Genomic DNA, 25,959 nt, shown 5'->3' on the forward strand with positions numbered 1-25,959 from the left:
GCAGTAAATCATGCTGATGTTATTTCTGACCGTGGCGCTGGTGCACCTGATTGCGCTGATGAGCCCGGGGCCGGACTTCTTTTTTGTTTCGCAAACCGCCGCCAGCCGTTCACGCCGTGAGGCGATGATGGGGGTGGTGGGCATCTCGCTGGGCATCGTCGTCTGGGCGGGCGTGGCGCTGATGGGCCTGCACCTGATCCTGCAAAAAATGGCCTGGCTGCATCAGGTTATTATGGTGGGCGGGGGGATTTACCTGTGCTGGATGGGCTGGCAGCTGCTGCGCTCCGCACGCTCTCAGAATGCACAATCAACGCCAGCACCGGAAGTGAAAGTGGCCTTGCCTAAGCCGGGACGCAGCTTTATTCGCGGTTTTCTGACCAACCTGTCAAACCCAAAGGCCGTTATCTATTTCGGCAGCGTGTTCTCACTGTTTGTCGGTGACGACGTGGGCGCCGGTGCGCGCTGGGGGCTGTTCCTGTTGATCATCGCCGAGACTTTTGTCTGGTTCAGCCTAGTGGCCGTGGTGTTTGCGCTACCGGCAATGCGCCGGGGCTATCAACGCCTGGCGAAATGGATCGACGGACTGGCGGGGGGATTGTTCACCGGTTTCGGCTTGCACCTGATCTTTACCCGTTAATTTTGGGGCAGTGAACCAGAGGGCCGAACAGCGATGTTCGGCCCTTTTGCATCAGGCTTTTCGGGCCGTGGCCAGCAGCCCTGCGACCAGGATGAACAGCGAGCCAAAGATGCGGTTCAGCAGTTGCATTTGGCGTGGGGTCTTCAGCCAACCGGCAATACGGGTCGCCAAAGTGGCGTAGCCAATCATCACGATGATATCGACCACCACCGTAGTGACGCCGAGTACCAGGTACTGCTCGGCTTGGGGCTGATTGGGCAAAACAAACTGTGGAAACAGCGCCGCCAGAAAAACGATGCTTTTCGGGTTGGTCAGATTCACCAGCACGGCGCGGCGGAACAGACGGCGGCGCGGCATGGTGCCCGCCAGCGTATGCAAGTCCAGCGAACCGGCGGCGCGCCACTGCTGAATACCGAGCCACACCAGATAAGCGGCACCCAGCCATTTCAGCAATTCAAAAGCCATCAGCGACTGCGAGATCAGCGCCCCCAGGCCAATGCCCACCAGCAGGATATGCAGGCTCAGCCCGACCTGCAGCCCGGCGATCGAGGCTGCTGCCCCGCGATAACCGTGGCTGATGCCGGTGCTCATGGTGTTGATCGCTCCAGAGCCGGGTGACAGGCTGAGGATAAGGGTTGTCAGCAGGTAGGTTAGCCACCAGTCCAAAGTCATTGCAGTGCTCCCTGAAAGCGCCAATTTGTGCCAAAATGATTCGGTTTTTGTAGGAATTGAATCACAATACGCTAGTATTATTTCTTGTGCCAGCGGTCACATTTTTACCGCTGGCGGCTCAGGGAAAAGCATTTGATGACGTCGTTTACTCTCAGCACCGATGACTGGTTAACGCGTGAAACGCAGTTTGCTGCTTTCGCCACCGGCCCGCTGCTGGACTTTTGGCGGCTGCGTGAGGAGGGCGAGTTCATCGGCGTTGGCGGCGTATCCATCCGCTTCGTACGATTCTGTTCTGCGCGTCATCAGCGGGTGGTGGTGGTAAGCCCCGGCCGCATCGAAAGTTACGTTAAATATCCTGAGGTTGCCTACGATCTGTTCCAGTGTGGCTATGATGTGATGATTTTAGATCACCGTGGGCAAGGCCGTTCCGGCCGTTTGCTGGCGGATACGCACCGTGGTCATGTGATAAACTTCAGCGATTACGTCGACGATTTCACCCAGTTCTATCAGCAGGAAGTGAAGCCACGCGGTTACCGGCAACGCTTTGCGCTGGCGCACTCAATGGGGGGCGCGATCCTGGCACAATTCCTGGCTCGTCAGCCGCAGGCCTTTGACGCCGCCGCGTTTTGTGCGCCAATGTTCGGCATTTATTTACCTATGCCGGGTTGGATGGCCAATCGCATTCTTGACTGGGCGGAGAAGCACCCGAAGGTGCGTGAGTACTATGCGATAGGCACCGGCCAGTGGCGCCCACTGCCGTACGTGGTCAACGTGTTGACCCACAGCCGTGAACGTTATCGGCGCTGCTTGCGCTATTACGCCGACTATCCTGAGCTGCAGGTGGGGGGGCCCACTTACCATTGGGTGCGGGAAAGTCTCCAGGCCGGTCGGGATATCATCGCTCAGGCGGCTAACATCACTACGCCGCTATTGTTATTGCAGGCCGGGGAGGATCGGGTGGTCGACAACCGCTCTCACCAGGCTTTTTGTCAGGCATTGTCAGAAGCGGGGCACCCTTGCGAAGGGGAAAAACCGCAGGTTATCGAAGGCGCACGGCATGAGATCCTGTTTGAGCGGGACGCGATGCGCGCCGAAGCACTGAACGCAATCCTGCGTTTCTTTGCTCAACACTTAGGTGGTACCCCTACCGCCGACCACTCCATCAGAGGTTAGAACATACCGCTATGTATCACGTCGTCGCTTCCGATTTAGATGGCACGCTGCTGTCACCTGACCACACCTTGTCCCCGTACGCCAAAGAGACCTTGAAGCTGCTGACCCAGCGTGGGGTACATTTCGTCTTCGCTACCGGGCGTCACCATATCGACGTTGCGCAGATCCGCGATAACCTCGACATCAGCGCCTTTATGATCACGTCCAACGGCGCTCGCGTGCACAACACCGACGGTGAGCTGATTTTCAGCCATAACCTGGCCGAAGACATTGCCCGCGACCTTTACGGCATGCTGCATAACGATGCCGATATCACCACCAACGTCTATCGCAACGATGACTGGTACATCAACCGCGAAAGCCCTGAACAGAAAGAGTTTTTCCAGGAATCCATTTTCCAGTACCAGTTGTTCGAACCGGGCCTGTTGGAAACCGACGGCGTGTGCAAGGTGTACTTCACCTGCGACGATCACGAAAAGCTGCTGCCGCTGGAAGATGCCATCAATGCACGCTGGGGCGATCGGGTTAACGTCAGCTTCTCGTTCCCAACCTGTCTGGAAGTGATGGCGGGTGGCGTGTCAAAAGGGCATGCGCTGGAAGAAGTGGCCAAGATCATCGGTTATACGTTGAAAGAGTGCATCGCCTTCGGCGACGGCATGAACGATCTGGAAATGCTGTCGATGGCCGGTAAAGGCTGCATCATGCGCGACGCGCATCAGCGTTTGAAAGATAAACTGCCTGAGCTGGAAGTCATTGGCTCAAACGTCGACGACGCGGTGCCACATTACCTGCGGAAAATGTTCCTGGGTTGATATGAACAGGGCGCCTTGCGGCGCCCTGATTGGTATTACTTGTGCTGGCCCTGCTTTTGCAGGAATTGCACGCCCTTGTCAGGGAAGTCGGTGAACACGCCGTCCACGCCCGCCTGGTTGTAAATCACGTCATACAGCTGATTCACGTCGGTCACGTAGTCTGGCAGCGCATCGGCGCGGATGGTGAATGGGTGCACCGCCAACTTGTTGGCATGCGCTTCTTTCACCATGTCGGTCAGCACCACCTTGCCCGGCTTGGATTTTTCCGCCACCACCAACATGTGGTAGTCCGGTCCGATGCCGTCGGCATACTGGGCGATTTGCTTCATCGCGCCCGGTTTGAACATCCAGTCATAGTCGTATTCCACCCATTTGCCGTCGGCTTTCTGCTCATAGGTTTCCTGCCACTTGTTATAGGCGATCAGTTGGATCAGTTTCAGATCCATGCCCATTTTCGGTTCCAGCTCGGTCTTAATCCGCTTCAGCTCGTTGGCATCGAAGCATTGCAGATAAACGTTATCGCCCTTGCCGGTGTAGCCGTACTGTTTCAGAACCGCCAGCACCTTGCTGGAAATGTCTTTCCCTTCTTGCTTATGGAACCACGGCGCTTTGATTTCCGGGTAAATACCGATATTTTTGCCGGTTGAATGATTCAACCCCTGCACAAATTCGATCTCTTCCTGGAAGGTATGGACGCGGAAGTCGGATTTACCCATCGGGAAACGACCCGGGTAGCCCTGCACCTTCTTGCCATTTTCGATCTCAAAACCTTCGGTGAACTTCAGCGACTTGATTTCAGGCAGCGTAAAGTCGATGGCGTAATAACGGCCGTCTTTGCGCGCGCGGTCCGGGAAACGCTCTGCTACGTCGGTGACGCGATCGAGGTAGTGGTCATGCAACACCACCAGCTCGTTGTCCTTGGTCATCACCAGATCTTGTTCGAGGAAATCCGCGCCCTGCGCGTAGGCCATGGCCTTCGCTGGCAGCGTGTGTTCCGGCAGATAACCGCTGGCGCCACGGTGGGCGATCACCACCTTGTCGGCGGCTTGTGCGGCGCTGACCATTGAGGTGGCCAGGATAATCCCTGCCAGCAGGGCTTTGACTTGAGTCCGCATATTGTTGTTCTCCATGTTGTAGGTGCAGGGGTAGTAAAAAGGCCGGTGATTAACCGGCCTAAGACTGCTGACAAAGTCCTTTGCAGTTAAACGTTATGATCTGGGGACTAATAAAAACAAAGGATTATGTCTTATGAGCTACTCCAAACGCCCGAAAATCCCATTTTTCGGGTGTTTGTCATCAGATAAAGGCCGCAAGGCGGCCTTTAAATAATGCGAAAGTTGTATGACGCTTAACCGCGTTTGTTGGCAGCGATTTCCGCGTGGTGTTTTTTCTCGCTCATCATGGTCAGCAACAGCAGCACTACCGCGCCGATGCTACCGCCAATCATCACCATAAAGCCGCCGTCCCAACCGAAGTAGTCAACGGTGTAGCCGACGATGGCGCTGGCTGCAACAGAGCCGCCCAGGTAACCGAACAGACCGGTGAAGCCTGCGGCGGTGCCGGCGGCTTTCTTCGGCGCCAGTTCCAGTGCGTGCAGGCCGATCAGCATGACCGGGCCGTAAATCAGGAAGCCGATGGTGATCATACAGGCCATATCGATGCCAGGATTACCGACCGGGTTCAGCCAGTAAACGACGGTGGCAATGGTCACCAGCGTCATGAAGAACACGCCGGTGGCACCACGGTTACCCTTGAACACCTTGTCCGACATCCAGCCGCACAGCAGGGTGCCCGGAATACCGGCATACTCGTACAGGAAGTAAGCCCAGGAAGACTTGTCCAGCGCGAAGTGTTTCACTTCTTTCAGGTAGGTCGGTGACCAGTCCAGAATGCCGTAACGCAGCAGATAAACGAACACGTTAGCTACGGCGATGTACCACAGCAGTTTGTTCGGCAGGATGTACTGCATGAAGATCTGCTTGGCCGTCAGCTCTTCTTCCGCTTTGTCGGTGTAGTCGTCTGGATAATCGTTTTTGTATTCTTCAATCGGCGGCAGGCCGCAGGATTGCGGGGTGTCGCGCATCAGGGCAAAGGCGATCAGGGCTACCAGAATGGCACCGAAGGCCGGCATGTACAGCGCCGCGTGCCAGTCGTTGAACCAGGCCATACCCAGCAAGAACAGCAGCGGTGGCAGACCGCCACCCACGTTATGGGCGCAGTTCCAGACCGAAACGATACCGCCACGCTCTTTCTGCGACCACCAGTGCACCATGGTACGGCCACAAGGCGGCCAGCCCATGCCCTGGAACCAACCGCACAGGAACAGCAGCACGAACATGACCGCGATGCTCGATGTCGCCCATGGAACGAAGCCCATGAACAGCATGACCGCAGCAGCCAAAATCAGGCCTGCGGGCAGGAACACGCGAGGGTTGGAGCGGTCAGAAACCGACCCCATGATAAATTTGGAGAAACCGTAGGCGATGGAAATGCCGGACAGCGCGAAACCGAGGTCCCCGCGGCTGAAGCCCTGGTCAATCAGGTAAGGCATGGCCAGGGTGAAGTTCTTGCGCACCAGGTAGTAGGCGGCATAACCGAAGAAAATCCCCATAAATATTTGCCAGCGCAATTTACGGTACAGCGGGTCGACTTTGTCGACCGGCACACGTGAAATGTGTGCTGCCGGCTTAAAAATACTCAACATGAGCGCCTCCGATGGCTTTATCTAGTTATCACATCAATATGATCTTTTACGTTCATTTGATGATTGAGCGGATATCGAATGTGGTGTTTTTTTGTTCCATAACGAGCGTCATCCTAGTCAAAACCGCCTGGTGTCGCTGTGATGAATGGCGCAAATGTTACACTTTTATGAAACACCGGCGGATTTTGAGCGATTCGTTAACGTTATGAAATAGAAAAACGCCTAAAAATCGTGATTGTGATCACATTCGTGGTTTTTTGTGGACATTTTACTTTCGTTTTGAGTTCGTTATTGTTCCTTATCAAACAAAGACCCCAATGACTGTGGCCCAATAGGGCAATAACCACGGATCCAGAGGGAGCGTCATGAGCAGCCATTCAGCAGAAAACGAAACGGATGTGATCATCATTGGCGGCGGCGCGACCGGCGCGGGCATTGCTCGTGACTGCGCACGCCGCGGGCTGCGTTGCATACTGCTGGAGCGTCATGATATCGCCACCGGCGCGACCGGGCGCAACCACGGCCTGCTACACAGCGGTGCGCGATATGCGGTAACCGACGGCGAATCTGCGCGCGAATGCATAGAAGAGAACCGTATCCTCAAACGCATTGCGCACCACTGCATCGAGCGAACCGACGGGCTGTTTATCACCCTGCCGCAGGATTCGCTGGCTTACCAACAGCAGTTTATTGTCTCCTGCCACAGCGCCGGTATCAACGCTGAAGCTATTGATCCGCAGTTGGCGTTGCGGCTGGAGCCGGCGGCTAATCCGGCGCTCATCGGTGCCGTGCGCGTGCCGGACGGCACTGTCGATCCTTTCCGTTTGACCGCCGCCAATATGCTCGATGCCCGTGAGCATGGCGCGCAGATCCTCACTTATCACCAGGTGGTCGGTTTATTACGCACGGGCGATCGCGTTACCGGAGTGCGTGTTTTCGACCATCAATCGTCGCGCCGTTACGATATTCACGCCGAAGTGGTGGTCAACGCCGCCGGTATCTGGGGTCAGCAGATTGCAGAATATGCCGATCTGCGAATTCGCATGTTCCCGGCCAAGGGCGCTTTGCTGATCCTGGGTCATCGCATCAACAACATGGTGATCAACCGCTGTCGTAAGCCGGCGGACGCCGACATTCTGGTGCCGGGCGACACCATCTCGCTGATTGGTACCACCTCCACCCACATTGACTATGACCAGATCGACAACATGCTGGTGACCCCGCAGGAAGTGGACATTTTAATCCGCGAGGGCGCGCTGCTGGCACCTGAATTGGCGCAAACCCGAATTCTGCGTGCTTATGCCGGCGTTCGGCCTTTGGTAGCCAGTGACGACGACCCTAGCGGTCGCAACGTCAGCCGTGGCATCGTGCTGCTCGATCATGCCAGCCGCGACGGTCTGGAAGGCTTTATCACCATCACCGGCGGCAAGCTGATGACCTACCGGCTGATGGCGCAGTGGGCGACCGATAAAGTGTGCGAAAAGCTTCGGGTAGACAGCCCCTGCACTACCGCACAGGAGGCGTTGCCGGGTTCTCGTCAGTCGGCGGAAGAAACGGTGCGTAGCGTGGTGTCTTTGCCTGCCAGTATTCGTGGCTCGGCGGGTTATCGCCACGGCGACCGTGCAAACCGCGTACCGGCGGGGGATCGGTTGGACAACAGCCTGGTGTGCGAATGCGAAGCGGTGACCGCCGGCGAGGTGCGTTATGCGGTTAACTCTCTCACCGTCAATAACCTGGTCGATTTGCGTCGCCGTACCCGCGTTGGCATGGGCACCTGCCAGGGGGAGCTTTGCGCCTGCCGTGCCGCGGGGCTGCTGACACGCTTTAACGTCACCACCCCGCAGCAGTCGATCGACCAGCTATCGCATTTTCTCAACGAGCGTTGGAAAGGCGTCCGGCCTATCGCGTGGGGCGATGCGCTGCGCGAAAGTGAATTTACCAGTTGGGTTTACCAGGGATTGTGCGGGCTCGATGCCCGGGGGGAACAGGAGGCCGATGATGCGATTTGACGTAGTGGTGATTGGCGGTGGCCTGGCGGGTATGACCTGCGCCATCCGCCTGGCGGAACAGGGCAAGCGCTGTGCGGTGGTCAGTTCTGGCCAGAGTGCACTCTATTTTTCATCCGGCTCGCTTGATCTGTTGGCGCAACTGCCCGACGGCACCCCGGTGACAGAGCCATTGGCGGCGCTGTCCGCACTGGCAACACAGGCACCCCGGCATCCCTATGCGTTGATCGGTGCCGAGCGGGTGGCGGCGCTGTCGGGTGAAGCTGCATCGCTGCTACAGCGCTGTGGGCTTGATTTGCAGGGTGGCAGTGAACGCAATCATCTGCGCATCACGCCGCTGGGCACGCGCCGGGCCACCTGGCTCAGCCCGCAGGCTATCCCCGTTACGCCGTTAGGCGGTGAACTGCCGTGGCGGCACATTGCGGTGATCGGCATTGAAGGCTTTTTGGATTTTCAGCCACAGTTGGCCGCCAGTTCCCTGACGCAGTCCCTGGGCGTTCGGGCTGAGGTGGCAGATATGCACTTGCCGGCGCTGGACCGGCTGCGCAATAACCCCAGTGAGTTCCGAGCGGTAAATATCGCCAGGGTACTGGATCTGCCGGAAAACCTGACGCCAATGGCGGACGAGCTTCGGCGGTTGGCTGCGGACGCCGAGGCGATATTCTTGCCGGCCTGTCTGGGGCTGGAGGATGACGCACCATTGGCGGCGCTGCAGGCGGCGGTCGGCAAACCGATTCGCCTGCTGCCGACGCTGCCGCCTTCGGTACTGGGGATGCGGTTGCACCAGGCGCTGCGCTCGCGATTACAGCAATTGGGCGGCGTTTTTATGCCGGGGGACAGCGTGCTGCGAGCGGATATTGAAGCCGGGCGAGTCATCGGTGTTTATACCCGCAACCACACTGACATTCCGTTGGTGGCGCAGCAGGTAGTGCTGGCCAGCGGCAGTTTTTTCAGTAATGGGCTGGTGGCGGACTTCGACGGCATACGTGAACCGGTATTTGGGCTGGATGTCGACAGTAAGGCGGAGCGTGCAGACTGGAGTTGTCGCGAGCTGTTTGCTCCGCAACCCTATTTGCAGTTTGGGGTACGCACCGATAACCAACTGCGTGCCCTAAGGCAGGGAGAGCCTTTGAGTAACCTGTATGCCATAGGGGCGGTGACCGGCGGCTACGATCCGCTGCAGCAGGGCTGCGGTGCAGGTGTTTCGTTGGTGGGAGCATTGCATGTCGCGCAACAGATTGCGGCACAGGAGGAGCAACCATGAGCCTGCACAAAGACAACAGTTTTGAGAACTGCATCAAGTGCACCGTCTGCACCACCTATTGCCCGGTGGCCAAGGTCAATCCGCTTTATCCCGGGCCCAAGCAGGCGGGGCCGGACGGCGAACGCCTACGGTTAAAAGATCCGGCGCTGTACGACGAAGCGCTGAAGTATTGCACCAACTGCAAACGCTGTGAGGTGGCCTGCCCGTCCGACGTCAAAATTGGCGATATCATTCAGCGGGCGCGTGCCGACTTTGCCCAGAGCAAGCCGACGCTGCGCGACGCCATCCTCAGTCATACCGATATCATGGGCTCGCTGTCGACGCCGTTTGCGCCGATCGTCAACGCTGCCACCGGGTTGAAGCCGGTGCGCGCGCTGCTGGACAAGGCGTTGAAAATTGATCACCGTCGCGAACTGCCCAAATACTCGTTCGGCACCTTCCGCCGCTGGTACCGCCAGCAAGCGCAGGCCCAACAGCGTTACGCCGAGCAGGTGGCTTTTTTCCACGGCTGCTTCGTCAATTACAACCATCCACAGCTGGGTAAGGATCTGATCAAAGTCTTCAATGCGATGGATATCGGCGTGCAGCTGCTTAAGCGCGAAAAATGCTGCGGTGTGCCGCTGATTGCCAACGGCTTTATCGCCCAGGCCAAGAAACAGGCCAAGGTGAATGCCGAATCGCTGCATGAGGCGGTGTTGGAGCGCGGCATCCCTGTTGTGGCCACATCATCGAGCTGTACTTTTACACTGCGTGACGAATACCCGCATTTGCTGGAGGTGGATACCTCGGCGGTGCGTGAACGGGTGGAGCTGGCGACGCGCTATCTGTACCGCCTGCTCAATCAGGGGCGCAGCCTGCCGCTGAAGCGCACGCCATTGCGGGTGGCCTACCATACGCCGTGTCACATGGAGAAAATGGGCTGGACGGCCTATACGCTGGAATTATTGCGGCAGATACCGGGGCTGGAGCTGGTGGTATTGGATTCGCAGTGTTGCGGCATTGCCGGCACCTACGGATTTAAATCCGAGAACTATGCGACTTCGCAAGGGATTGGCGCATCGCTGTTTCGCCAGATTGAGGAGAGTGGGGTCGATTTGGTGGTGACGGACTGCGAAACCTGTAAATGGCAAATCGAGATGTCGACCAGCAAGCGCTGCGAACACCCGATTACCCTGTTGGCACAGGCCCTGGCGTAGGGCGCAGCAGTGTGAACTGCGCCCTATAGGCTGAGTCAGTAAAAGTTTACTTGTTCAGTTTCAGCGTTTTGATGATGCCTTCGGCTTCACTTTGCGCCTGCTGCTGGTTGTCCGCCGGCAGCGTCACCTGAATGGTCAGCATGTTGTTATCCAGCGTGCCAATCAGGATGGAGGAGTAGGCCTTCTCGCCGCCGCTGGTAATGATGCTGTCCAACTGACGCAGTGGCACGCCGTTTACGTCGATGGCTTTGTTGGTGACCACCTGCAGGTTCGCATCACGCGCGCGCTGGGTATCTTCCAGACGCTTGCTCAGGGTTTCCAGACTGTCGGCGGTTTTGTCGCCGAGGATCACGATCACTGCGCGTTGGCCGGTGCTGTCGGCGTAAACGTGCATGTTGTTCGCCTGATTACCCAGCTTGCCGCTTTGGTCCGCCATACCGACCGGCAGGGTGAACGCCAGCTTACCCTCCAGCAAGCTTACCTGTTGCCCGGCCGGTGCGCTGGCTGCGGCATCGCCCGCCGGCGCTTTGGTGTCTTTGGTTTCGCCGTCGCAGGCCGCGAGGCCAAGCACTAACAGGCTGATACCCATCAATTTTGCTACTTTACGCATTGGGCTTCCTTCTTCCTTTCAGGTAGGGTTTCACTGCCGTATCGCAACCTATTCCAGGGTGAAATGCAAGGCAGATGTTGTCACAAGGTTTTCTCAAGTAATAGCCGATAATCAGCCACTTCGCCTTTCTTTTCCAGTTGAACAATCTGATAGTGATTGTTGATAAGCATCATCAGCATCGCACGGAACTGATTACGGGTTTTCACCCTCAACTGGTGATAACCCTGCGCCCGTGCCCAGTTTTCCTGCTCGGCCAATAGCGCTAACGCCACACCGTGGCGGCGATAAGCCGGCAATACGGCACCCAACCAGCTGTAAAACACCCTGTCTTGTTGCTGATAACCGAGTTTGAAACCGGCAGCCTGGCCGTCGACTTCGGCGATCAGTGCGGCCATTGGGAGTGAGCCGATGCGCTGTTGCAGATCGTTGAGGTTGTGCAGATTGCCGAATTCGGGGATTTGCTGATACAGACGATGAATTTCTTCGAGGGTAGCGTGGCGGGTGGTGACGGTCATGGCGGCCTCCGGATGGGTAGGCCGCCAATGATAACACGGGTCAGCTCGGTTGCAGGCTGCTGTCGCCCTGGCGAGCGGCAATGCGTTTGAGCAGCATATTCAGCAGCACGCCATACATTGGCAGGAAGAACAGCATGCAGATCAGCACCTTGAAGCTGTAATCGACCAGCGCAATCTCGACCCAGTTGTTGGCCATAAAGGCGTCGCTGCTCTTGTAGAATGCAATAAAGAAGAACGACAGCGTGTCGCTGATATTGCCAAGGAACATGGCCGCGGCAGGGGCCACCCACCAGGCGCTGCGCTGGCGTAACCGGTTGAAAACGTGTACGTCGAGGATCTGACCGAGCACGTAAGCCATAAAGCTGGCGACGGCGATACGTGCGACAAACAGGTTAAAGCTACCCAGTGCGGCAAACCCCTGCCATTCCCCCTGATAGGTGACGGTGGAGATGACGTACGAGATAAACAGGGCCGGCACCATCACCGAAAGAATGATGCGTCTCGCCAGCGGGGCGCCAAAAATACGCACCGTCAGGTCGGTTGCCAGAAAGATAAATGGGAAGGTAAACGCACCCCAGGTGGTATGGAAACCGAAAATGGACATCGGCAACTGCACCAGGTAGTTACTGGAGGTAATGATGACAATATGGAACAGCGATAGCCAGACCAACGCGGTGAGGCGCTGTCGAGCGGTAAACGAATACATGTTGTAGCCTTTTTAGCAGTGGGGTGAGGGAACCCAGAATGTCTTGTCTGTGCAGCGAAATAAGCTGCGCGGCCGCATGATACGCGTTTGCGCAACCAATGCAATGGTTAAATTTAACGCAAACGTTAACGCATCTTGCACAGAAAAACTACCGGCGTAAACTAGGCGCTAATGAGATGCGGCGAGCGTACGCCGATCGCTTTTGACCGAGAAAAATTGCATGACTGACTTGTTTGCCCAGGCCGACCAGACGCTTGATGCGCTGGGGCTGCGCTGTCCGGAACCGGTAATGATGGTGCGTAAAACCGTGCGCCATATGGATAACGGTGAAACCCTGCTGATTATTGCTGACGATCCGGCCACCACCCGCGATATTCCGGGTTTTTGCCGTTTTATGGAGCACACGCTGGTGGCGCAGGAAACTGAAAAAACGCCTTACCGCTATTTATTGCGTAAAGGTGTTGAGCGCTAATCGCCGCTTTTGCCTAGCGTTTTTGCAGTATTTGCTGTGCGTCCGATGCGCGAGCATGCATTGCCAGCCCCCTGAAATCCTGCGGGCGGTAATAGTGGGGCGGCACCGGCAGAGAATGCATCGCATCCGTCGGCCAGAGTTGCAGTTCACCCAGCTTTGCCAGCCAGAACCCCTGAACCTGCAGCGGTAACATCAGGCGTTGTGGGGCGGTGTTTTCGAACGGCGGCAGAGCCGGCAGGCGATTGCTGCCGGTCGTGTAATCCCGTTTTAAGACCAGAAACTTCTCCGGTACCCGGCGCTGGCTGTCCCACCAGTCGCCGTCAATCCCGTCAAACTGCCGCTGAGTTGCCCTGATGGAGACGGCGCCAAGCTGGTGCAGGGCCTGGGGGAGCAAATTCTCCATGGCGTGGTTGTAGGCCGTTATGGAAACCGCCTGCCCCTGCAAGATAGCATCGATCGCCAGCCGTGATCCCAGCAGGTTGGAATACAAATCTTCCGGTGAAAAAGCCGAGACCTCCTCAGAAAACCCCGGTACCGACTGGTAGCCATACCACTGTGCCACTTCATGCCACGCCGCCATTTGAAAGGCGAGTTCTCCTGCCAAATACGCCGCGAGCGTATAGCGCTGCGCAGCATCCTGAGGCGGGGTAAAGGCGTTCAGCTGGATACGGCGTATTGCCAACTCGGGGCTAAGATCGATATTCCATTGCTGGCCCAATCGGGGTAACAGTTGGCTGAACAGGAAAAGGGTATTGTCGGCGGTGTCGCGTACGTGAGCGATATCGATAAATCCCCCGCGGCGGGTGTACATCACCCCCAATTGCTCGCTGCCAAGTCCCATCAAGTTGCTAACGGCATTGAAAGCGCTGTCGTTATAGTGGTGACGGCCAAGCCGGTCGGCATCCACCAGGTTACCCAACTGATAAAAGGGGACTGGGATACCCCAAACTTGCGCTTTGAGGTTGTAGCCAAAGGCACAGCAGGGGCGCAAACCATCCGGCGGGGACAGCGGCGCAGCCACCGGCCAGGCGATACGGCTTTCGTTGATGGGTTGCGAGGTCACCAACGTTTCCACGGGTTTGGCAGATAGCGCGGAAGTAAACGACAACAAAACCAGCAGTACAACAGAGCGCATTAAAAAGCTTCCCCAACCTGAAAGTAAAATCCACTGCTGCCACGTCCGATGCCAAAATCGAGCCGCACGTTCATTTTCGGTTTGAATTCAAAACGGTAACCCGCTCCCAGCGTGGGTAACCAGGGCCCCTGGCCCAAATCGCCGGCCTTGCTACTTAGCGTTCCCGCACCGGCCCAAAGAACGTAACCGTGGCGCCAGTTCAGCTTGCGACGATACTCGATCTGGCTGCTGAACACATTTCTGTCGCGATAGCGGCCTTGATAATAGCCGCGCATGCGTTTGTCGTCACCCAGGCTGGACAGCCTGTCCCAGGGCACCTCGCCCGTCGTCAGGCGGCTGTAAGCGTCTAACGCCAGCACGCTTTTCGCACTCAAGCTGTGGTAGGCATTGTACTGGCCTTCTACAGCATTGAAACGGCTGTCGCCGCCCAATTCTGGCGCAAAATAGGTGTCGCTCAGGCGAAGATACTGGCCACGGCTGGCATTAGAAACGAAGTCGCGCGTATCGTAACTCAGCGAACCGCTGACTCCTGAACTTAGCGATGAAACGCCGGCTTTTTGGGCCCTTAACAGGCTGCTGTCATCCTCATCAGTTTTGCTGGCGTGCGTCGAGGAAAAATCCCAGCCCACCCCCGCGTAGGTGGCATTGGCAATGCGATACAGCAGCTGTGGGGCTATCTGGAATGCCTGCTGCGTGTACTTTTCTTTGTTGCCGTTGTTATGCCCAGCCTGGTAACCGGTGCCCCAGAAATAGGTGGGCATATTATTCAGCGAGCCGTCGGCAAAAAAACGCCATTGGTCGTCAGCGAAAAAACTGTGGTTTTGGAAACCGACGCCGAAGGCACCGGTGGTGCTGAAAAAGCCCTTTAACGCCAGCGTCGAGTTTTGGCTGACTTTATCCTGGCTGTCCGGGCGATATATCCCCACGACGGCGGTACCGATACCAAGACCGAGTTCTGGCGTATAGAACGGGCCGGGCAAGACCCCCCAATCGATGGCTTTGCTGCTGTCGAATTGGTTGTTAGACCCCAAAGGGGTCAACATTTCATCTATTTGCTGGCGTGACAACAAAGTGGCGTGAGCTCCGGGTAGCAGAACCAACAATACCAGCGGCAAACTGCGGATCGATATTGCCATCAGAAGCGATATTCACCGGAGACCATAAAGCTGTTACGTTCGCTAAAGCCAAATTCGGTCAACAGGTTAAAGTGTCTGGTGATCTCGTATTGCGTGCCAATCAGTACGTTCCACGGCGATTGCAGGTGCTGTTTCACGTCGAAGCGGCCTTCACCCTGCTGATTGGCCATCATCATCAGGCTCTGAAGTTCGGTTGGCATTTTTAAATCACTCAGGCTGCCTTTGAACCTCTGCTGGACGTCCTGATACATGGTGCCGACCCACAGGTTGAGATGGGTTTGGCCACTGATACCGGGCACCAGGAAGCGGTAACCTACCCGAGGCGACACCGTCAGTGCGGAAATCTGACCATCAAGGATATCGAAATTGGTGCGGGTGTAGTTGGTATCGACCGAGGTGAACCAGTTCTCATATCCCCCAACCAGCGTGAAACCGGCGCCGTAAGTGGTGCCTTTAAAATCGAGCTTAAAATCCAGATCGCGCAGTTGCCCACTTTGATTCATGCGGTGCACCTGACCCGCGATAACCTTGTTCAGGAAGCCTTTTTGTTGACTGGGATCGGCGTCTACGGAAACCTGGGACAGCGAGCTGCCTTTGGTATGGCCGATGATGCCGTAAACATTGAGGAATGGCAGTACCCAGGTGTCCAGACGCATGGTTTCCGTTTTGCTTTTCTCGCGAGTTTTGCCCACGTCGATGTTGAACAAATTGGATGGCAAGGGAGTTTTACCCAGGCTGAGGCCGGAAAATTGGATACTGTCGACATCGATATTTTGCCGCATGTTCATGTAGTTGATGCCGATCCCGAAGGGTTCCGGCAGATCATAACCACGGGCGCGTGCTTCATCCCCCCAAATCGGCAACAGGCGATGCTCAGGCTGGGGTTTTGCCTTGGGCGCATCGTTATGCTGGGCTGCGGGTAAGGCGTTAGGGGTGGTGAAAAGGGGGCGATCGGCGCTATCAATGAGTTGCTCTGTGGCGGCAGAATCAGGCTGCTGCGCCAGAGCCAGTGTAGGGATAAAAGGGACGACGATCAGGTTCAGGATTTTAAAATATAGCGGTTTCATTCATTCGGCCATGACTCTGATAAGTTAAGTAGGCTTATCGGGTTTCAGGAATAGGTGGCGGAAGAATATAGAAAGGCATGCTGGTTTTATGGTTATTACGTGCGACTTGCCGGTGCTATTTTTCGGCTAAGTGAATCAGGATGCCATTGCTGGCATCCTGATATGTGGTTCTTATTACTGACGTTTCTTCAGCAAGCGTAGGGCGTTGGCGGTGACCAGCGCGGTAGCGCCAGAGTCCGCCAGCACCGCCAGCCACAGCCCGGTCAGGCCCATCAGTGTGGTGATCAGGAATATCCCTTTCAGCCCCAACGCAATGGTGATGTTCTGGCGGATATTGGCGTGTGTAGCGCGTGAGATGCGGATCATCTCCGCCACGCCCAGCAGCCGATTGTGCGTCAGCGCCGCGTCGGCGGTTTCCAGCGCAACGTCGGTGCCACTGCCCATGGCAATACCGATGCTGGAGGCTTTCATTGCCGGCGCATCGTTGATGCCATCGCCGATCATCGCCGTTGGGCGCAGCTCGCTCAACTCGGTTACCGCCCTCACTTTATCTTCCGGCAGCAAACCGGCACGGTAGTCCAGCCCCAGCTCGGCGGCAATCGCTGCGGCCGCTCGAGGGTTGTCGCCGGTTAACATTACGCCGTTGATCCCCAACGCATTCAGTTCGGCAATCGCCTGCTTGGCGTCGCTGCGCAGCGTATCGCGCAGGGCCAGCAGGCCGATCGGCACGCCATCTTCCAGTACCACTACCGCCGTTTTACCGGCATTTTCCAACCGTTCCACCTGGTTAGCACCTTGCTGATTGAGCAAGCCTGCAGCCAGTTTGGCCGGTGTACTGATCAGCACGGTTTTACCGTCGACAATGCCTTCCACACCGACGCCGGCCAACGCACGACGGTTCTGTGCCGGCGGCAAAGGAGCACCATATTGTTCGGCGCGATTGATAATGGCCTGCGCCAACGGGTGATGGGAGCCGGCTTCTACCGCTGCGGCAAGGATCAACAGTGACTGTTCGCTGATGCCGTTGAGCGGCAGCACATCCGTCACCGTCGGTTTGCCTTCCGTCAGGGTACCGGTTTTGTCGAAGGCGATGGTTTGCACCTGGCCGAGCTGTTCCAGCGCCGCGCCACCTTTAATCAACGCGCCGCGACGGGTTGCCGCCGCCAGTCCGGAGGTAATGGCTGCCGGAGTGGAAATCACCAGTGCACAAGGACAGCCGATCAGCAACAGGGTCAGGCCGCGATAAATCCATACATCCCAGGGTTGAGCATACATCAACGGTGGCACCAGAATTACCGCGATGGCCAGCAGCATAATGGCCGGGGTGTAGTAACGGCTGAAACGGTCAAGGAAACGCTCGATCGGCGCACGGCGTTCTTCGGCTTCCTCAATCAGCTGCAGGATACGGTCGATGGCGTTTTTACCCGGCTCGGAAATCACCTTCATCTGCGCGGCCTGATCGACCGACAAACTGCCCGCCGCCACTTTCTGACCTTGCTGACGTTCGACCGGGACCGACTCGCCGGTCAGGGCGCTTTCGTCGAAGCTGGCGAACGGGTTGAGCAGTTCGGCATCGGCCGGAAGGCGACCGCCGGGGGCAATTTCAATCACATCGCCAGGACGCAAGCTGGAGACCGGCACGCGTCTACGCTCGGTACCCTGCAGCAGCAGGGCATCTTCAGGAACCAGCTCCATCAACGCTTTCACGCCACGACGGGCGCGGTTGGCGGCGTAGGATTCGAGCATTTCGCCGACCATAAACAGCAACAGCACCATGGCCGCTTCGGCGGTAGCGCCGATAAACAGCGCGCCGATGGCCGCCACGCTCATCAGCGTTTCGATGGCAAACGGCGTGCCGGAGCGGATCAGACGTATCGCCTTGGTGGCGACCGGTGCCAACCCCACCAGCGTGGTGGCGATAAAGGCAATGCGGCTCAGCTCTGGATTGACCATGCTGAGTGCCCAACTGACGATCATCAGCGCGGTGAGCAGCAGCAACGGGCCGAATTCCCCCAGGCGTGAAGGTTTAGGCGGCTCGGCTTGGTTTGCCTGGGTGCCGAGCAGGGTAAACCCGGCTTGTTTTACCGCATCCTGAATGCGCAGGCTAAGGTTCGACTGGCCGTCGACCACCAGCTTTTCGGTGGCGAATAACACCCGTGCGTTTACGACACCCGGGATGGCAGTAACGGCATTTTCAATCTTTTTAGCGCAGCTGGGGCAGTCCATACCCGTGACTTTCCAACTGTAGCGCTCGCTGCCGGAGAGAGGGGCGGCAGCGAGCCTGTCACTTTCCTCGTCCGGATCCCCATGATCGTCAGCGCTGCAACAGCTGGCGCCATGATCGTGAGCATGAGAGTGTTCGCCAGGGTTGACGGCGTTTTGTTTTTCACTGCTGCAACCGTGCTGGGTTTTGCTGTGGCTGTGATTGCACCCGCAGCCACCTTCGGCATGGTTATGTTCCTGATGATTGTGATTTTCATGGTTATGCATAACGTCCCCCCTCAGGGCAGTTAATGAGCTTCTTGAAACAAACTCTACACCCTGGAGTCCACTCCAGAGTCAAGCGACGGATGAGAATTATTGCTAATGGCGCACCGGAGGGAGAATTGGGGTATTTCTTTTTTCCTATGTCGTTTATCAGGGGGCGACGAGCGCGAAAGACCCGAGGTGATTAGTCAAAAAAAGAAAATGTTATTCCTGCGGGAACTAAAAAGTACCGGCGGCTAATAATAAAGAGTTATTAATCTATAACGCTTTAGCAAAATTTAACTTTTAGCCGTCTAAATCCCAGCACGATTCGCTTGACGCTGCAGACCGCATTTTTGTTGGAGTTTGTTACCAATTCATGGCATTTAAGTTTCATTAATATTGTAAAGAACGCAAAAAACCAGCATAAATCGCCTTCGAAACGATAATAAATGGCTGATTATTTTATGTGCAGTTTTACACTGCTGCCTATAATTGGAATCGATTACCATTTATGGTGGTAATCTTATTTGCTGATATATATGCATTAATTCTCTCTAACACACTGCCGGCAACGGCGCATAAACTCCTTCCCGTAAGCGTGCGGTTCGTTCTCCGTGGCTTCCTGGCAGGTTATGTCTATCTGTCTGATTGAAAACAATCAGCTAATGAGTGGAATCGAACCAATGCAATCTACTAAAAAGGCAATTGAAATTACTGAATCCAGCCTTGCGGCTGCGAGCTCCGCTTACAATGCAGTAGATGATTTGCTGCATTATCATGAGCGAGGCAACGGGATTCAGGTTAATGGCAAGGACTCATTTTCTACCGAACAAGCCGGGCTGTTTATTACCCGCGAGAACCAAACCTGGAACGGTTATAAAGTTTTTGGCCAGCCGGTTAAATTAACGTTCTCTTTCCCGGATTATAAATTCTCTTCCACCAACGTCGCCGGCGATACTGGACTGAGCAAATTCAGCGCGGAACAGCAGCAGCAGGCTAAGCTGTCGCTGCAGTCCTGGTCTGACGTGGCCAATATCACCTTTACCGAAGTTGGTGCCGGCCAGAAGGCCAATATCACCTTCGGTAACTACAGCCAGGATCGTCCCGGCCATTATGACTACGATACCCAGGCTTACGCCTTCCTGCCGAACACCATTTATCAGGGCCAAAACCTGGGCGGGCAGACCTGGTACAACGTCAACCAGTCCAACGTGAAACATCCGGCCAGCGAAGACTACGGCCGCCAGACCTTTACCCACGAAATTGGCCATGCGTTGGGCTTGAGTCATCCGGGCGATTACAACGCCGGCGAAGGCAACCCGACTTACAGAGATGCCAGCTACGCCGAAGATACTCGTGAGTTCAGCCTGATGAGTTACTGGAGCGAAACCAACACCGGTGGCGACAACGGCGGGCACTACGCTGCGGCGCCACTGCTGGATGACATTTCCGCTATTCAGCATCTGTATGGTGCCAACCAGACCACCCGTACCGGCGATACCGTGTATGGCTTCAACTCAAATACCGGACGTGACTTCCTCAGTACCACCAGCAATTCGCAAAAAGTGATCTTTGCGGCCTGGGATGCGGGTGGTAATGACACCTTCGATTTCTCCGGTTACACCGCTAACCAGCGTATTAATCTGAACGAGAAATCTTTCTCCGACGTGGGTGGGCTGAAAGGCAACGTGTCCATTGCCGCAGGTGTGACCATCGAGAACGCGATTGGCGGTTCAGGCAATGACGTGATCGTCGGCAATGCGGCCAACAACGTGTTGAAAGGTGGCGCGGGCAACGACGTGTTGTTCGGCGGCGGTGGGGCTGATGAGCTGTGGGGCGGTGCGGGCAAAGACACCTTTGTCTTCTCTGCGGTCAGCGATTCTGCGCCGGGTGCCTCCGACTGGATCAAGGATTTCCAGAAAGGCATCGATAAAATCGACCTGTCATTCTTCAATCAGGGCGCGCAGGGTGGCGATCAGATCCACTTCGTCGATCATTTCAGTGGCGCAGCGGGCGAAGCCTTGCTGTCTTACAATGCGTCGAATAACGTCAGCGATCTGGCCCTGAATATCGGTGGCCATCAGGCCCCGGACTTCCTGGTGAAAATCGTCGGCCAGGTTGACGTCGCCACTGACTTTATCGTTTAACAGTGCAGACGGTAACGCCCGGCGCCGGTTGGCCGGGCGTTATACAGGAGCCGATATGAAGGGCAAGGTGACGCACGTCGCTGCAGTCGTGGGCGGTATGATGGTAACGGGAGCAGTTATGGCCAGCAGTTTGGTTCTTCCCAGCGCGCAATCATTGGCGGGGCAATGGCAGGTCGCCAATGCCGAACAACAATGTCAGATTGAGTTTTTGGCCGGTGAACAGAGTGAAATCAACGGCTACTCATTGGTTGATCGGCAGCACTGTTTGGAAAAGGTGTTAACCGCCGAGGTGGTCGGTTGGCGCCCGGCACCGGACGGCATCGCTTTGCTGCGGGCGGATGGCAGTACGCTGGCGTTCTTCTCGCGCGATGGCGATATTTACCGCAACCAGCTTGGCGCGGATGACGGACTGACGCTGAAAGCGCTGGTATAACAACAGCGGGTTCGGCAGTCGAACCCGCCCTGAGCTACAGATACAGCGAACGTACGATCAGGAAATGGCCGGAGAAATAGCAGAAGGCCACCAGCGCATCCGCAGCGCGGAAGGTCCAGCGATAACGGTTAACCAGCCACACCACGTTGGCCAGCAGCAGCAGTGAAGTGCCCGCCAGCAGCGAGAAACCGAAATCGGTGCTGCGCATAAAGTACTGCTCACCCGCCAGCCACACCATCAGCAGCGTCATCGCTACATAAGTGGCAATCGGCCAACGCATTTCTTCCAGTCGCGTCCAAATTGTTGCCAGTAACAGCACGCCGATAATCAGCAGCGCCAGCGGCAGCGGCCAAAACAGGCTGAAGGTCATCTGACTGGCGAAGCTCAGGGTATACAGCAAGTGCGACAGGAAAAAGGCACCGATGGCGTAAAGCACGCGTTCGCGCGGCAGCAGCAGCAGGGTGTCGGCGATCAGGGTTGCCAGCAGGCCGAGGACGATCAGATACCCTGCAGGCCCCAACACCGGCGCTTGCCAGGCCAGCAATAACAACAGCAGCAGGGTGATGGGCTTAAACACCCAGCGCTGCCAGCGAGGCCCACGGTAGGAGGCATCGACGAACAGCCAACCGGAAAAGAATACGGCAAGGAACGGCCAACTCATTATGTCTTCCTTATTCATTATGGGAACCGTAGCTTCCGGCTCCAAATTGTCACCAGCGTCACTTCTGTTTGCAGTGTAGGCAGCGCCTCTGCGATCGACAATGCTTTCTTGCTGATGAACTGTAACTTATTTGCAGAGTAAGAAAGGGGGACGTGTTTTTTTTCGGAAAAACTTACTGACAATGGCTACTCTACCGTTGCGGATCATTTTCTGAGAGCCATAGCTGCTCGATGCGAATGCTAATTAATTAGTAATTAATGCTGCGCGTGACAATAATAGCTAAGGATTAATCTTAGAGTCTCATTATTATTTAGCACAGTTGGGTAACTGTATTTGCATTTTTGGCTGTTTTTTAAACCCGCCATCGGTCCTGCTTGATACATGATGTTTCTGGGGAGTTATGCAATTGGAAATAAGAAAATATCTGAATGAATCAGAAATAAAAAAAATGATAAAAAATATAAAGGGAGGACTAAACTCGGTACGGGACAGCTGTATGATCACCATGTGCTTTGTTCACGGTTTGCGGGCCAGCGAGTTAAGCCGTATGACGCTGGACAATATAGAACTCGCCGAGCGGCGGGTTTTTATTTCGCGACTGAAGAATGGTCTGTCGGTTCAGCACCCATTACAACCGGATGAGACCCTGATGCTTAAACGCTGGCTGGATGATCGTAAAGACAGCCCGCATGCCGGCCAGCCCTGGTTGTTTTTGTCGCGCAAGGGCGGCCGGCTATCGCGCCAGCAAATCTACCGACTGATCCGCGATTACGGCAAAGCGGCATGTCTCGAATTACCTGCCCATCCCCACATGTTGCGTCACGCCTGCGGTTATAGCCTGGCAAATAAAGGTATGGACACCCGACTGATACAAGACTATCTCGGCCACCGGAATATTCAGCATACGGTACTCTATACCGCCAGCAATGCCCAACGATTCAAAAGAATTGAATTTTAACTTTCGGCCAGGGCTTAATTCGCGCGAAATGGCAACAGTGTGATAATTAAGCGACGGTTTATTCCTATTAGGTCATTGGCTGAATATTTGATACTTATTCAGCATGACTGGGGGTGGTTTTTTTTGCTCTGTATTGTAGTGTTCGGCGGCGGCAAACAGTGCCACCTCATGGGGCACATTAAGTCGACGCATAAGATTGAGTTTTTGGCCACTCACCGTTTTGACGCTTTTCCCCAGCAACTTCGCGGTCGCCGTGACGCTGCCGTTGCGCAGCAGGGCGGTCAACACCTGCTGTTCCGCTGCCGGTAAGGCAATCTGCGCGGTCGCATGCTGTGGGCCGTAAAGCAGCGCCCCCAGCGCATAGAGTTCGCCGTTGTGTTGCAAACCGGCTTTGTCCATGGCCCGTTTTTTATGGCTGGAAATGGTGCGAATATCTCGGTTCATGCGGGCGGCCAGCTGCCAGGGATGCATGCCGCCAAGCAATGTCAGCAACACCCGACTCTCTGTTAGCGTCAAAAGTGGCAGGCTCTGTGGTTGTTTGGTGGACAGATCGGGAGAGATGTTCAGCACGCCTAACAGACGGTGCCATGCGGGGGTGGAAAATGGTGCTTGCAGACTCAGTTTCAGGTCATGCCGGCAAGACTTCAGCACCACCAGTTGCCACAGCAGCGGTAGCCATTTGACACCGCCGGTATGGGGCAGGGGCTCTAGCCGCACGGCGCTTTCGGCGGCGGGGTGCAGTTTGAGAACAATGCTGGGCAGACTGTCCGCCGTGGCAATATTACGAAGCAGGTCCAGCTCTTTGGGAGCGGGGAAATAGCCGGTGCGATCGTTAACGGTCAAACGCATATCATCTCTCCTGCAATCAAATGAAAAAATTGCGCCGGGGTTAAAAAAACCAGTAGAGCAGCAGCGCAAAAAGACACCAGAGTAGTGCACTGAGGGTAAGCATCAGGTTCCAGGCAAGCCGCTCCAGGTGATACAAGGTTCTTTTGGTCAAGACAGGGTCATTCCCCTTGGTTTGAAAAAGTCGGGGCCGGTTAGACGCAACGCTGTTCATGTCATCACGGCTTGGCCCCGATGGGAAAAAGTTGTCTATAGGCAACCTCTCTAATTAGGGGAGCGAAAAGGGCCTGTTATCACAGATGCAGTTCGCTCCACGGCCGTTGAAGCAGTTGTGCCCAGACGCTTTGCCTGTCTACATTGCGAACCCTGGTGCTCTTTGTTCGTAATGGCAGAGGTTGGCTTACCGTGCGGATCCAGACCCGCAGTTCCTGGCGGTGCGATCGCGGATGCGTATAAACGTGTTGGTCGCAGGTGATGCAAGGGCTGTGAACGATATAGCGCAGAATGTAACCCGCTTTACGGCGCGGTACGTTAAAGGCCTGCATGATGCGCTGACGATTCAGATAGTGGTTTTGCAGCAACCCCCAGGTGGCCACAATGCGACATAACGGCTGTTCGGCCAGGTGCGCTACCGTTTCCGGCAGGGTGATATTCTCGTCATGCTGAAGCTTCATAAAACCCCCTGTCTCCTTGTACAATGAATAGTTGTTGGGGTGGCTTTGCCATGGATAAATTTTCTTGCGCCCGGTGCTTCCGATTAATGCTGAAACCCGTGTTGGGTGTCTTGAAAAAAACAAGAGTGAATCTGTCGTCACTATTGCGTATTTTCTTCACGTGCATGTTTCCACCAGTATTTCCACCTTTGCTGTTTTAAAGGGGACCGGTGCAAAGATGTAGAATTTCCACTTGGTATAATAATTAAAGTTATTTTTTATTTTCTCCTTTTATTTCAGTGTGATGCGTTGTTTTTTTTGAGCTGAAAATGCGACATTTTGGACCAAAATGTGACATTCAGATAATTAATCTGTTTTTAGGCGTTCCAGTGGGCTAATGTTTTAGTTTTAGTGGGACGCTGACGGATTTGTCAGTGTATGTATCTGAAAATAAAATGACGTTGCTTCGCTGTTTAATTGCGTTAATTTATTTAACAAAGGTTCGCTTCGGTGAGCCTTTTTTATTTTGTTTAGTGGGTTGTTGATATTGAAGGAAATAAAATTGTTGCGTAAAAGCGGGGGGTATTCTTATTGACTTGAAATCGTACAAAACTAAGATATGTAACACTTTGGTCCAAAATGACCTATTTTCCACCTCACTTTTTTTGCCATAATCCAATAAAGCGATTGGGATTGCTGGCGGTATATATCACCGTATGTCGAATATTCCGGTGACCCAGATAATCCTGAATCAAACGCGTGTCGACGCCCGAATCCGCCAGCGCATAGCCACAGGCATGTCGCAGCATATGTGGGTGCGATGCCACCGTAATATTGGCGGCCTCGCCGTAGCGTTTAATCAAGTAATGCACGTGTTTGCGCGTCAGTTGGCCGCCTTTTTGCGACAGGAATAACCACTCGCTGTCAGCATCGCGCCACTTGTCGCGCAAATTGAGCCAGCACAACAAGTGCGGCAGCTCATCTTGCGCTAAGGGATGCACGGTCGAAAAACCGTTCTTCAGGCGGCGGATATAAATCACGTTATCGCGCAGATCGATATCAGATATTTTTAACTGACAGGCTTCGCTGGCGCGCAGCCCGTGGATAAAACACATCTGTATTAAACAACGGTCACGCTCCGGATGTTTTCCAATGTGCGTGGCAAGCAGGATGTCATTTATTTCCCCGAGAGTGAGGTGTTTTCGAGTTTTCATTATTTTGGCTCCATATAGCCTCTCCGACCCGATGCCGTATGAGGATCTTACTGGAGAGAAAATAGCCTGTTTCCATTTTTTTACGCATCTATTTTCTTTGCGAATAAATGGCGGCAGTTGATCTGACAGGAGGAGTAAAAACCACCATGCAGCATGAATTAACCGCGATGGCAGCACCCACGATACTCACCCGCAAGGCCGCCCGTGCCGTTGCTGGCAAAGCCGCCAGCCTGGAACGGCGCATCATGCAACTCAGCGGGATGGCTTACGGTGTAGAAGATTGGCTGTGTGCGTTGCACAAGGCCGCCGAATTGTGGCGTAGCCTTAGTGAAACGCCCTTGTTGGCTGAAAACGAACGTCACTATGCCCGGCTACGCTATCACCACTGTGCTCATCCAGCCACTCATTTGCTGGTGCGTCAACGTTATCAGGCCGATCACCAGCAGTTCTGAATCTACAGCAGAGGGACTCCC

Annotated in this window: 25 protein-coding genes; 11 read left to right on the top strand and 14 right to left on the bottom strand. The window is 55.3% G+C overall.

Features of this window, described 5'->3' with window-relative positions; genetic code table 11:
- The first annotated feature begins 10 nt into the window (after nucleotides 1–10).
- Nucleotides 11–637, top strand: a complete 627-nt coding sequence (rhtC, locus tag NR114_RS15870; protein ID WP_256824838.1) for a threonine export protein RhtC — start codon at nucleotides 11–13, stop codon at nucleotides 635–637.
- 51 nt (nucleotides 638–688) lie between these two features.
- Here rhtC and rhtB read toward each other — a convergent pair whose 3' ends face one another.
- Complete coding sequence (rhtB, locus tag NR114_RS15875; protein ID WP_129941176.1) at nucleotides 689–1,309, bottom strand: homoserine/homoserine lactone efflux protein; 621 nt, start codon at nucleotides 1,307–1,309, stop codon at nucleotides 689–691.
- 135 nt (nucleotides 1,310–1,444) lie between these two features.
- On the opposite strand from rhtB, the gene pldB reads away from it, so the two are divergent.
- Entirely contained in the window at nucleotides 1,445–2,482 is a 1,038-nt protein-coding gene (gene pldB / locus NR114_RS15880; RefSeq protein ID WP_234529290.1) for a lysophospholipase L2, read from the top strand.
- Nucleotides 2,483–2,493: 11 nt separating this feature from the next.
- Nucleotides 2,494–3,294, top strand: a complete 801-nt coding sequence (gene yigL / locus NR114_RS15885; RefSeq protein ID WP_020824784.1) for a sugar/pyridoxal phosphate phosphatase YigL — start codon at nucleotides 2,494–2,496, stop codon at nucleotides 3,292–3,294.
- Between the two features lie 35 nt (nucleotides 3,295–3,329).
- On the opposite strand, the gene glpQ is transcribed toward yigL, so the two are convergent.
- Nucleotides 3,330–4,409: a glycerophosphodiester phosphodiesterase gene (gene glpQ, locus NR114_RS15890; protein ID WP_020824785.1), complete on the bottom strand. Its 1,080-nt coding sequence runs from the start codon at nucleotides 4,407–4,409 to the stop codon at nucleotides 3,330–3,332.
- A gap of 233 nt (nucleotides 4,410–4,642) precedes the next feature.
- Nucleotides 4,643–5,998 (bottom strand): glycerol-3-phosphate transporter, encoded by a 1,356-nt coding sequence (gene glpT / locus NR114_RS15895; protein WP_020824786.1) that lies wholly within the window; start codon nucleotides 5,996–5,998, stop codon nucleotides 4,643–4,645.
- Between the two features lie 365 nt (nucleotides 5,999–6,363).
- Here glpT and glpA point away from each other — a divergent pair, with 365 nt between their 5' ends.
- From glpA to glpC, 3 genes are read left to right on the top strand one after another with little or no spacing between them, the layout of a single operon-like run.
- Nucleotides 6,364–8,007: an anaerobic glycerol-3-phosphate dehydrogenase subunit A gene (glpA, locus tag NR114_RS15900; RefSeq protein WP_256824839.1), complete on the top strand. Its 1,644-nt coding sequence runs from the start codon at nucleotides 6,364–6,366 to the stop codon at nucleotides 8,005–8,007.
- The gene (gene glpB / locus NR114_RS15905; RefSeq protein ID WP_234529296.1) at nucleotides 7,997–9,268 is read left to right on the top strand and encodes a glycerol-3-phosphate dehydrogenase subunit GlpB; all 1,272 of its coding nucleotides are present in this window, start codon (nucleotides 7,997–7,999) and stop codon (nucleotides 9,266–9,268) included. The genes glpA and glpB overlap by 11 nt, the downstream gene beginning before the upstream one ends.
- Complete coding sequence (gene glpC / locus NR114_RS15910) at nucleotides 9,265–10,464, top strand: anaerobic glycerol-3-phosphate dehydrogenase subunit GlpC (RefSeq protein WP_020824789.1); 1,200 nt, start codon at nucleotides 9,265–9,267, stop codon at nucleotides 10,462–10,464. Before glpB ends, glpC begins: the two co-directional genes overlap by 4 nt.
- A gap of 46 nt (nucleotides 10,465–10,510) precedes the next feature.
- Here the strand turns inward: glpC and NR114_RS15915 are convergent, their stop codons facing one another.
- The 3 genes from NR114_RS15915 to NR114_RS15925 all read right to left on the bottom strand — a co-directional run bounded on the left by NR114_RS15915 (nucleotide 10,511) and on the right by NR114_RS15925 (nucleotide 12,295).
- Complete coding sequence (locus NR114_RS15915; protein ID WP_048762234.1) at nucleotides 10,511–11,074, bottom strand: DcrB family lipoprotein; 564 nt, start codon at nucleotides 11,072–11,074, stop codon at nucleotides 10,511–10,513.
- Nucleotides 11,075–11,154: 80 nt separating this feature from the next.
- Nucleotides 11,155–11,589: a GNAT family N-acetyltransferase gene (locus tag NR114_RS15920; protein ID WP_046374732.1), complete on the bottom strand. Its 435-nt coding sequence runs from the start codon at nucleotides 11,587–11,589 to the stop codon at nucleotides 11,155–11,157.
- Between the two features lie 40 nt (nucleotides 11,590–11,629).
- Nucleotides 11,630–12,295: a 7-cyano-7-deazaguanine/7-aminomethyl-7-deazaguanine transporter gene (locus NR114_RS15925; RefSeq protein WP_020824792.1), complete on the bottom strand. Its 666-nt coding sequence runs from the start codon at nucleotides 12,293–12,295 to the stop codon at nucleotides 11,630–11,632.
- A 220-nt stretch (nucleotides 12,296–12,515) separates the two neighbouring features.
- On the opposite strand from NR114_RS15925, the gene tusA reads away from it, so the two are divergent.
- Nucleotides 12,516–12,767, top strand: coding sequence for a sulfurtransferase TusA (tusA, locus tag NR114_RS15930; RefSeq protein WP_020824793.1), 252 nt, complete (start codon nucleotides 12,516–12,518; stop codon nucleotides 12,765–12,767).
- Nucleotides 12,768–12,780: 13 nt separating this feature from the next.
- Here tusA and NR114_RS15935 read toward each other — a convergent pair whose 3' ends face one another.
- The 4 genes from NR114_RS15935 to NR114_RS15950 form a co-directional block, all read right to left on the bottom strand.
- A complete protein-coding gene (locus tag NR114_RS15935) occupies nucleotides 12,781–13,902 on the bottom strand; it encodes a DUF4056 domain-containing protein (RefSeq protein ID WP_234529291.1) in 1,122 nt (373 codons plus the stop codon).
- Nucleotides 13,902–15,038 carry a BamA/TamA family outer membrane protein gene (locus tag NR114_RS15940; RefSeq protein ID WP_234529292.1) on the bottom strand — a complete coding sequence of 379 codons (1,137 nt, stop codon included), beginning with the start codon at nucleotides 15,036–15,038 and terminating at the stop codon, nucleotides 13,902–13,904. The genes NR114_RS15935 and NR114_RS15940 overlap by 1 nt, the downstream gene beginning before the upstream one ends.
- The gene (locus tag NR114_RS15945; RefSeq protein ID WP_116691456.1) at nucleotides 15,038–16,105 is read right to left on the bottom strand and encodes a hypothetical protein; all 1,068 of its coding nucleotides are present in this window, start codon (nucleotides 16,103–16,105) and stop codon (nucleotides 15,038–15,040) included. The genes NR114_RS15940 and NR114_RS15945 overlap by 1 nt, the downstream gene beginning before the upstream one ends.
- A gap of 174 nt (nucleotides 16,106–16,279) precedes the next feature.
- The gene (locus NR114_RS15950; RefSeq protein WP_234529293.1) at nucleotides 16,280–18,595 is read right to left on the bottom strand and encodes a zinc/cadmium/mercury/lead-transporting ATPase; all 2,316 of its coding nucleotides are present in this window, start codon (nucleotides 18,593–18,595) and stop codon (nucleotides 16,280–16,282) included.
- 662 nt (nucleotides 18,596–19,257) lie between these two features.
- Here NR114_RS15950 and NR114_RS15955 point away from each other — a divergent pair.
- Entirely contained in the window at nucleotides 19,258–20,721 is a 1,464-nt protein-coding gene (locus NR114_RS15955; RefSeq protein WP_020824798.1) for a serralysin family metalloprotease, read from the top strand.
- Between the two features lie 55 nt (nucleotides 20,722–20,776).
- A complete protein-coding gene (locus NR114_RS15960) occupies nucleotides 20,777–21,154 on the top strand; it encodes an AprI/Inh family metalloprotease inhibitor (RefSeq protein ID WP_046374727.1) in 378 nt (125 codons plus the stop codon).
- A gap of 34 nt (nucleotides 21,155–21,188) precedes the next feature.
- On the opposite strand, the gene NR114_RS15965 is transcribed toward NR114_RS15960, so the two are convergent.
- A complete protein-coding gene (locus tag NR114_RS15965) occupies nucleotides 21,189–21,815 on the bottom strand; it encodes a lysoplasmalogenase (RefSeq protein WP_020824800.1) in 627 nt (208 codons plus the stop codon).
- A gap of 400 nt (nucleotides 21,816–22,215) precedes the next feature.
- On the opposite strand from NR114_RS15965, the gene NR114_RS15970 reads away from it, so the two are divergent.
- Nucleotides 22,216–22,773: a tyrosine-type DNA invertase gene (locus tag NR114_RS15970; RefSeq protein ID WP_369982314.1), complete on the top strand. Its 558-nt coding sequence runs from the start codon at nucleotides 22,216–22,218 to the stop codon at nucleotides 22,771–22,773.
- Nucleotides 22,774–22,845: 72 nt separating this feature from the next.
- Here NR114_RS15970 and NR114_RS15975 read toward each other — a convergent pair whose 3' ends face one another.
- The 3 genes from NR114_RS15975 to NR114_RS15985 all read right to left on the bottom strand — a co-directional run bounded on the left by NR114_RS15975 (nucleotide 22,846) and on the right by NR114_RS15985 (nucleotide 25,486).
- Nucleotides 22,846–23,622, bottom strand: coding sequence for a LuxR C-terminal-related transcriptional regulator (locus NR114_RS15975; RefSeq protein ID WP_129941173.1), 777 nt, complete (start codon nucleotides 23,620–23,622; stop codon nucleotides 22,846–22,848).
- Nucleotides 23,623–23,912: 290 nt separating this feature from the next.
- The gene (locus NR114_RS15980; protein ID WP_020824804.1) at nucleotides 23,913–24,293 is read right to left on the bottom strand and encodes a CaiF/GrlA family transcriptional regulator; all 381 of its coding nucleotides are present in this window, start codon (nucleotides 24,291–24,293) and stop codon (nucleotides 23,913–23,915) included.
- A 635-nt stretch (nucleotides 24,294–24,928) separates the two neighbouring features.
- Nucleotides 24,929–25,486, bottom strand: coding sequence for a tyrosine-type DNA invertase (locus tag NR114_RS15985; protein ID WP_048762248.1), 558 nt, complete (start codon nucleotides 25,484–25,486; stop codon nucleotides 24,929–24,931).
- 146 nt (nucleotides 25,487–25,632) lie between these two features.
- On the opposite strand from NR114_RS15985, the gene NR114_RS15990 reads away from it, so the two are divergent.
- A complete protein-coding gene (locus tag NR114_RS15990) occupies nucleotides 25,633–25,938 on the top strand; it encodes a hypothetical protein (protein WP_046374724.1) in 306 nt (101 codons plus the stop codon).
- The last annotated feature ends 21 nt before the right edge of the window (nucleotides 25,939–25,959 follow it).

Origin of the sequence: Serratia sp. Ser99 (genome assembly GCF_024519545.1) — a bacterium.
Classification (GTDB): Bacteria; Pseudomonadota; Gammaproteobacteria; order Enterobacterales; family Enterobacteriaceae; genus Serratia; species Serratia liquefaciens.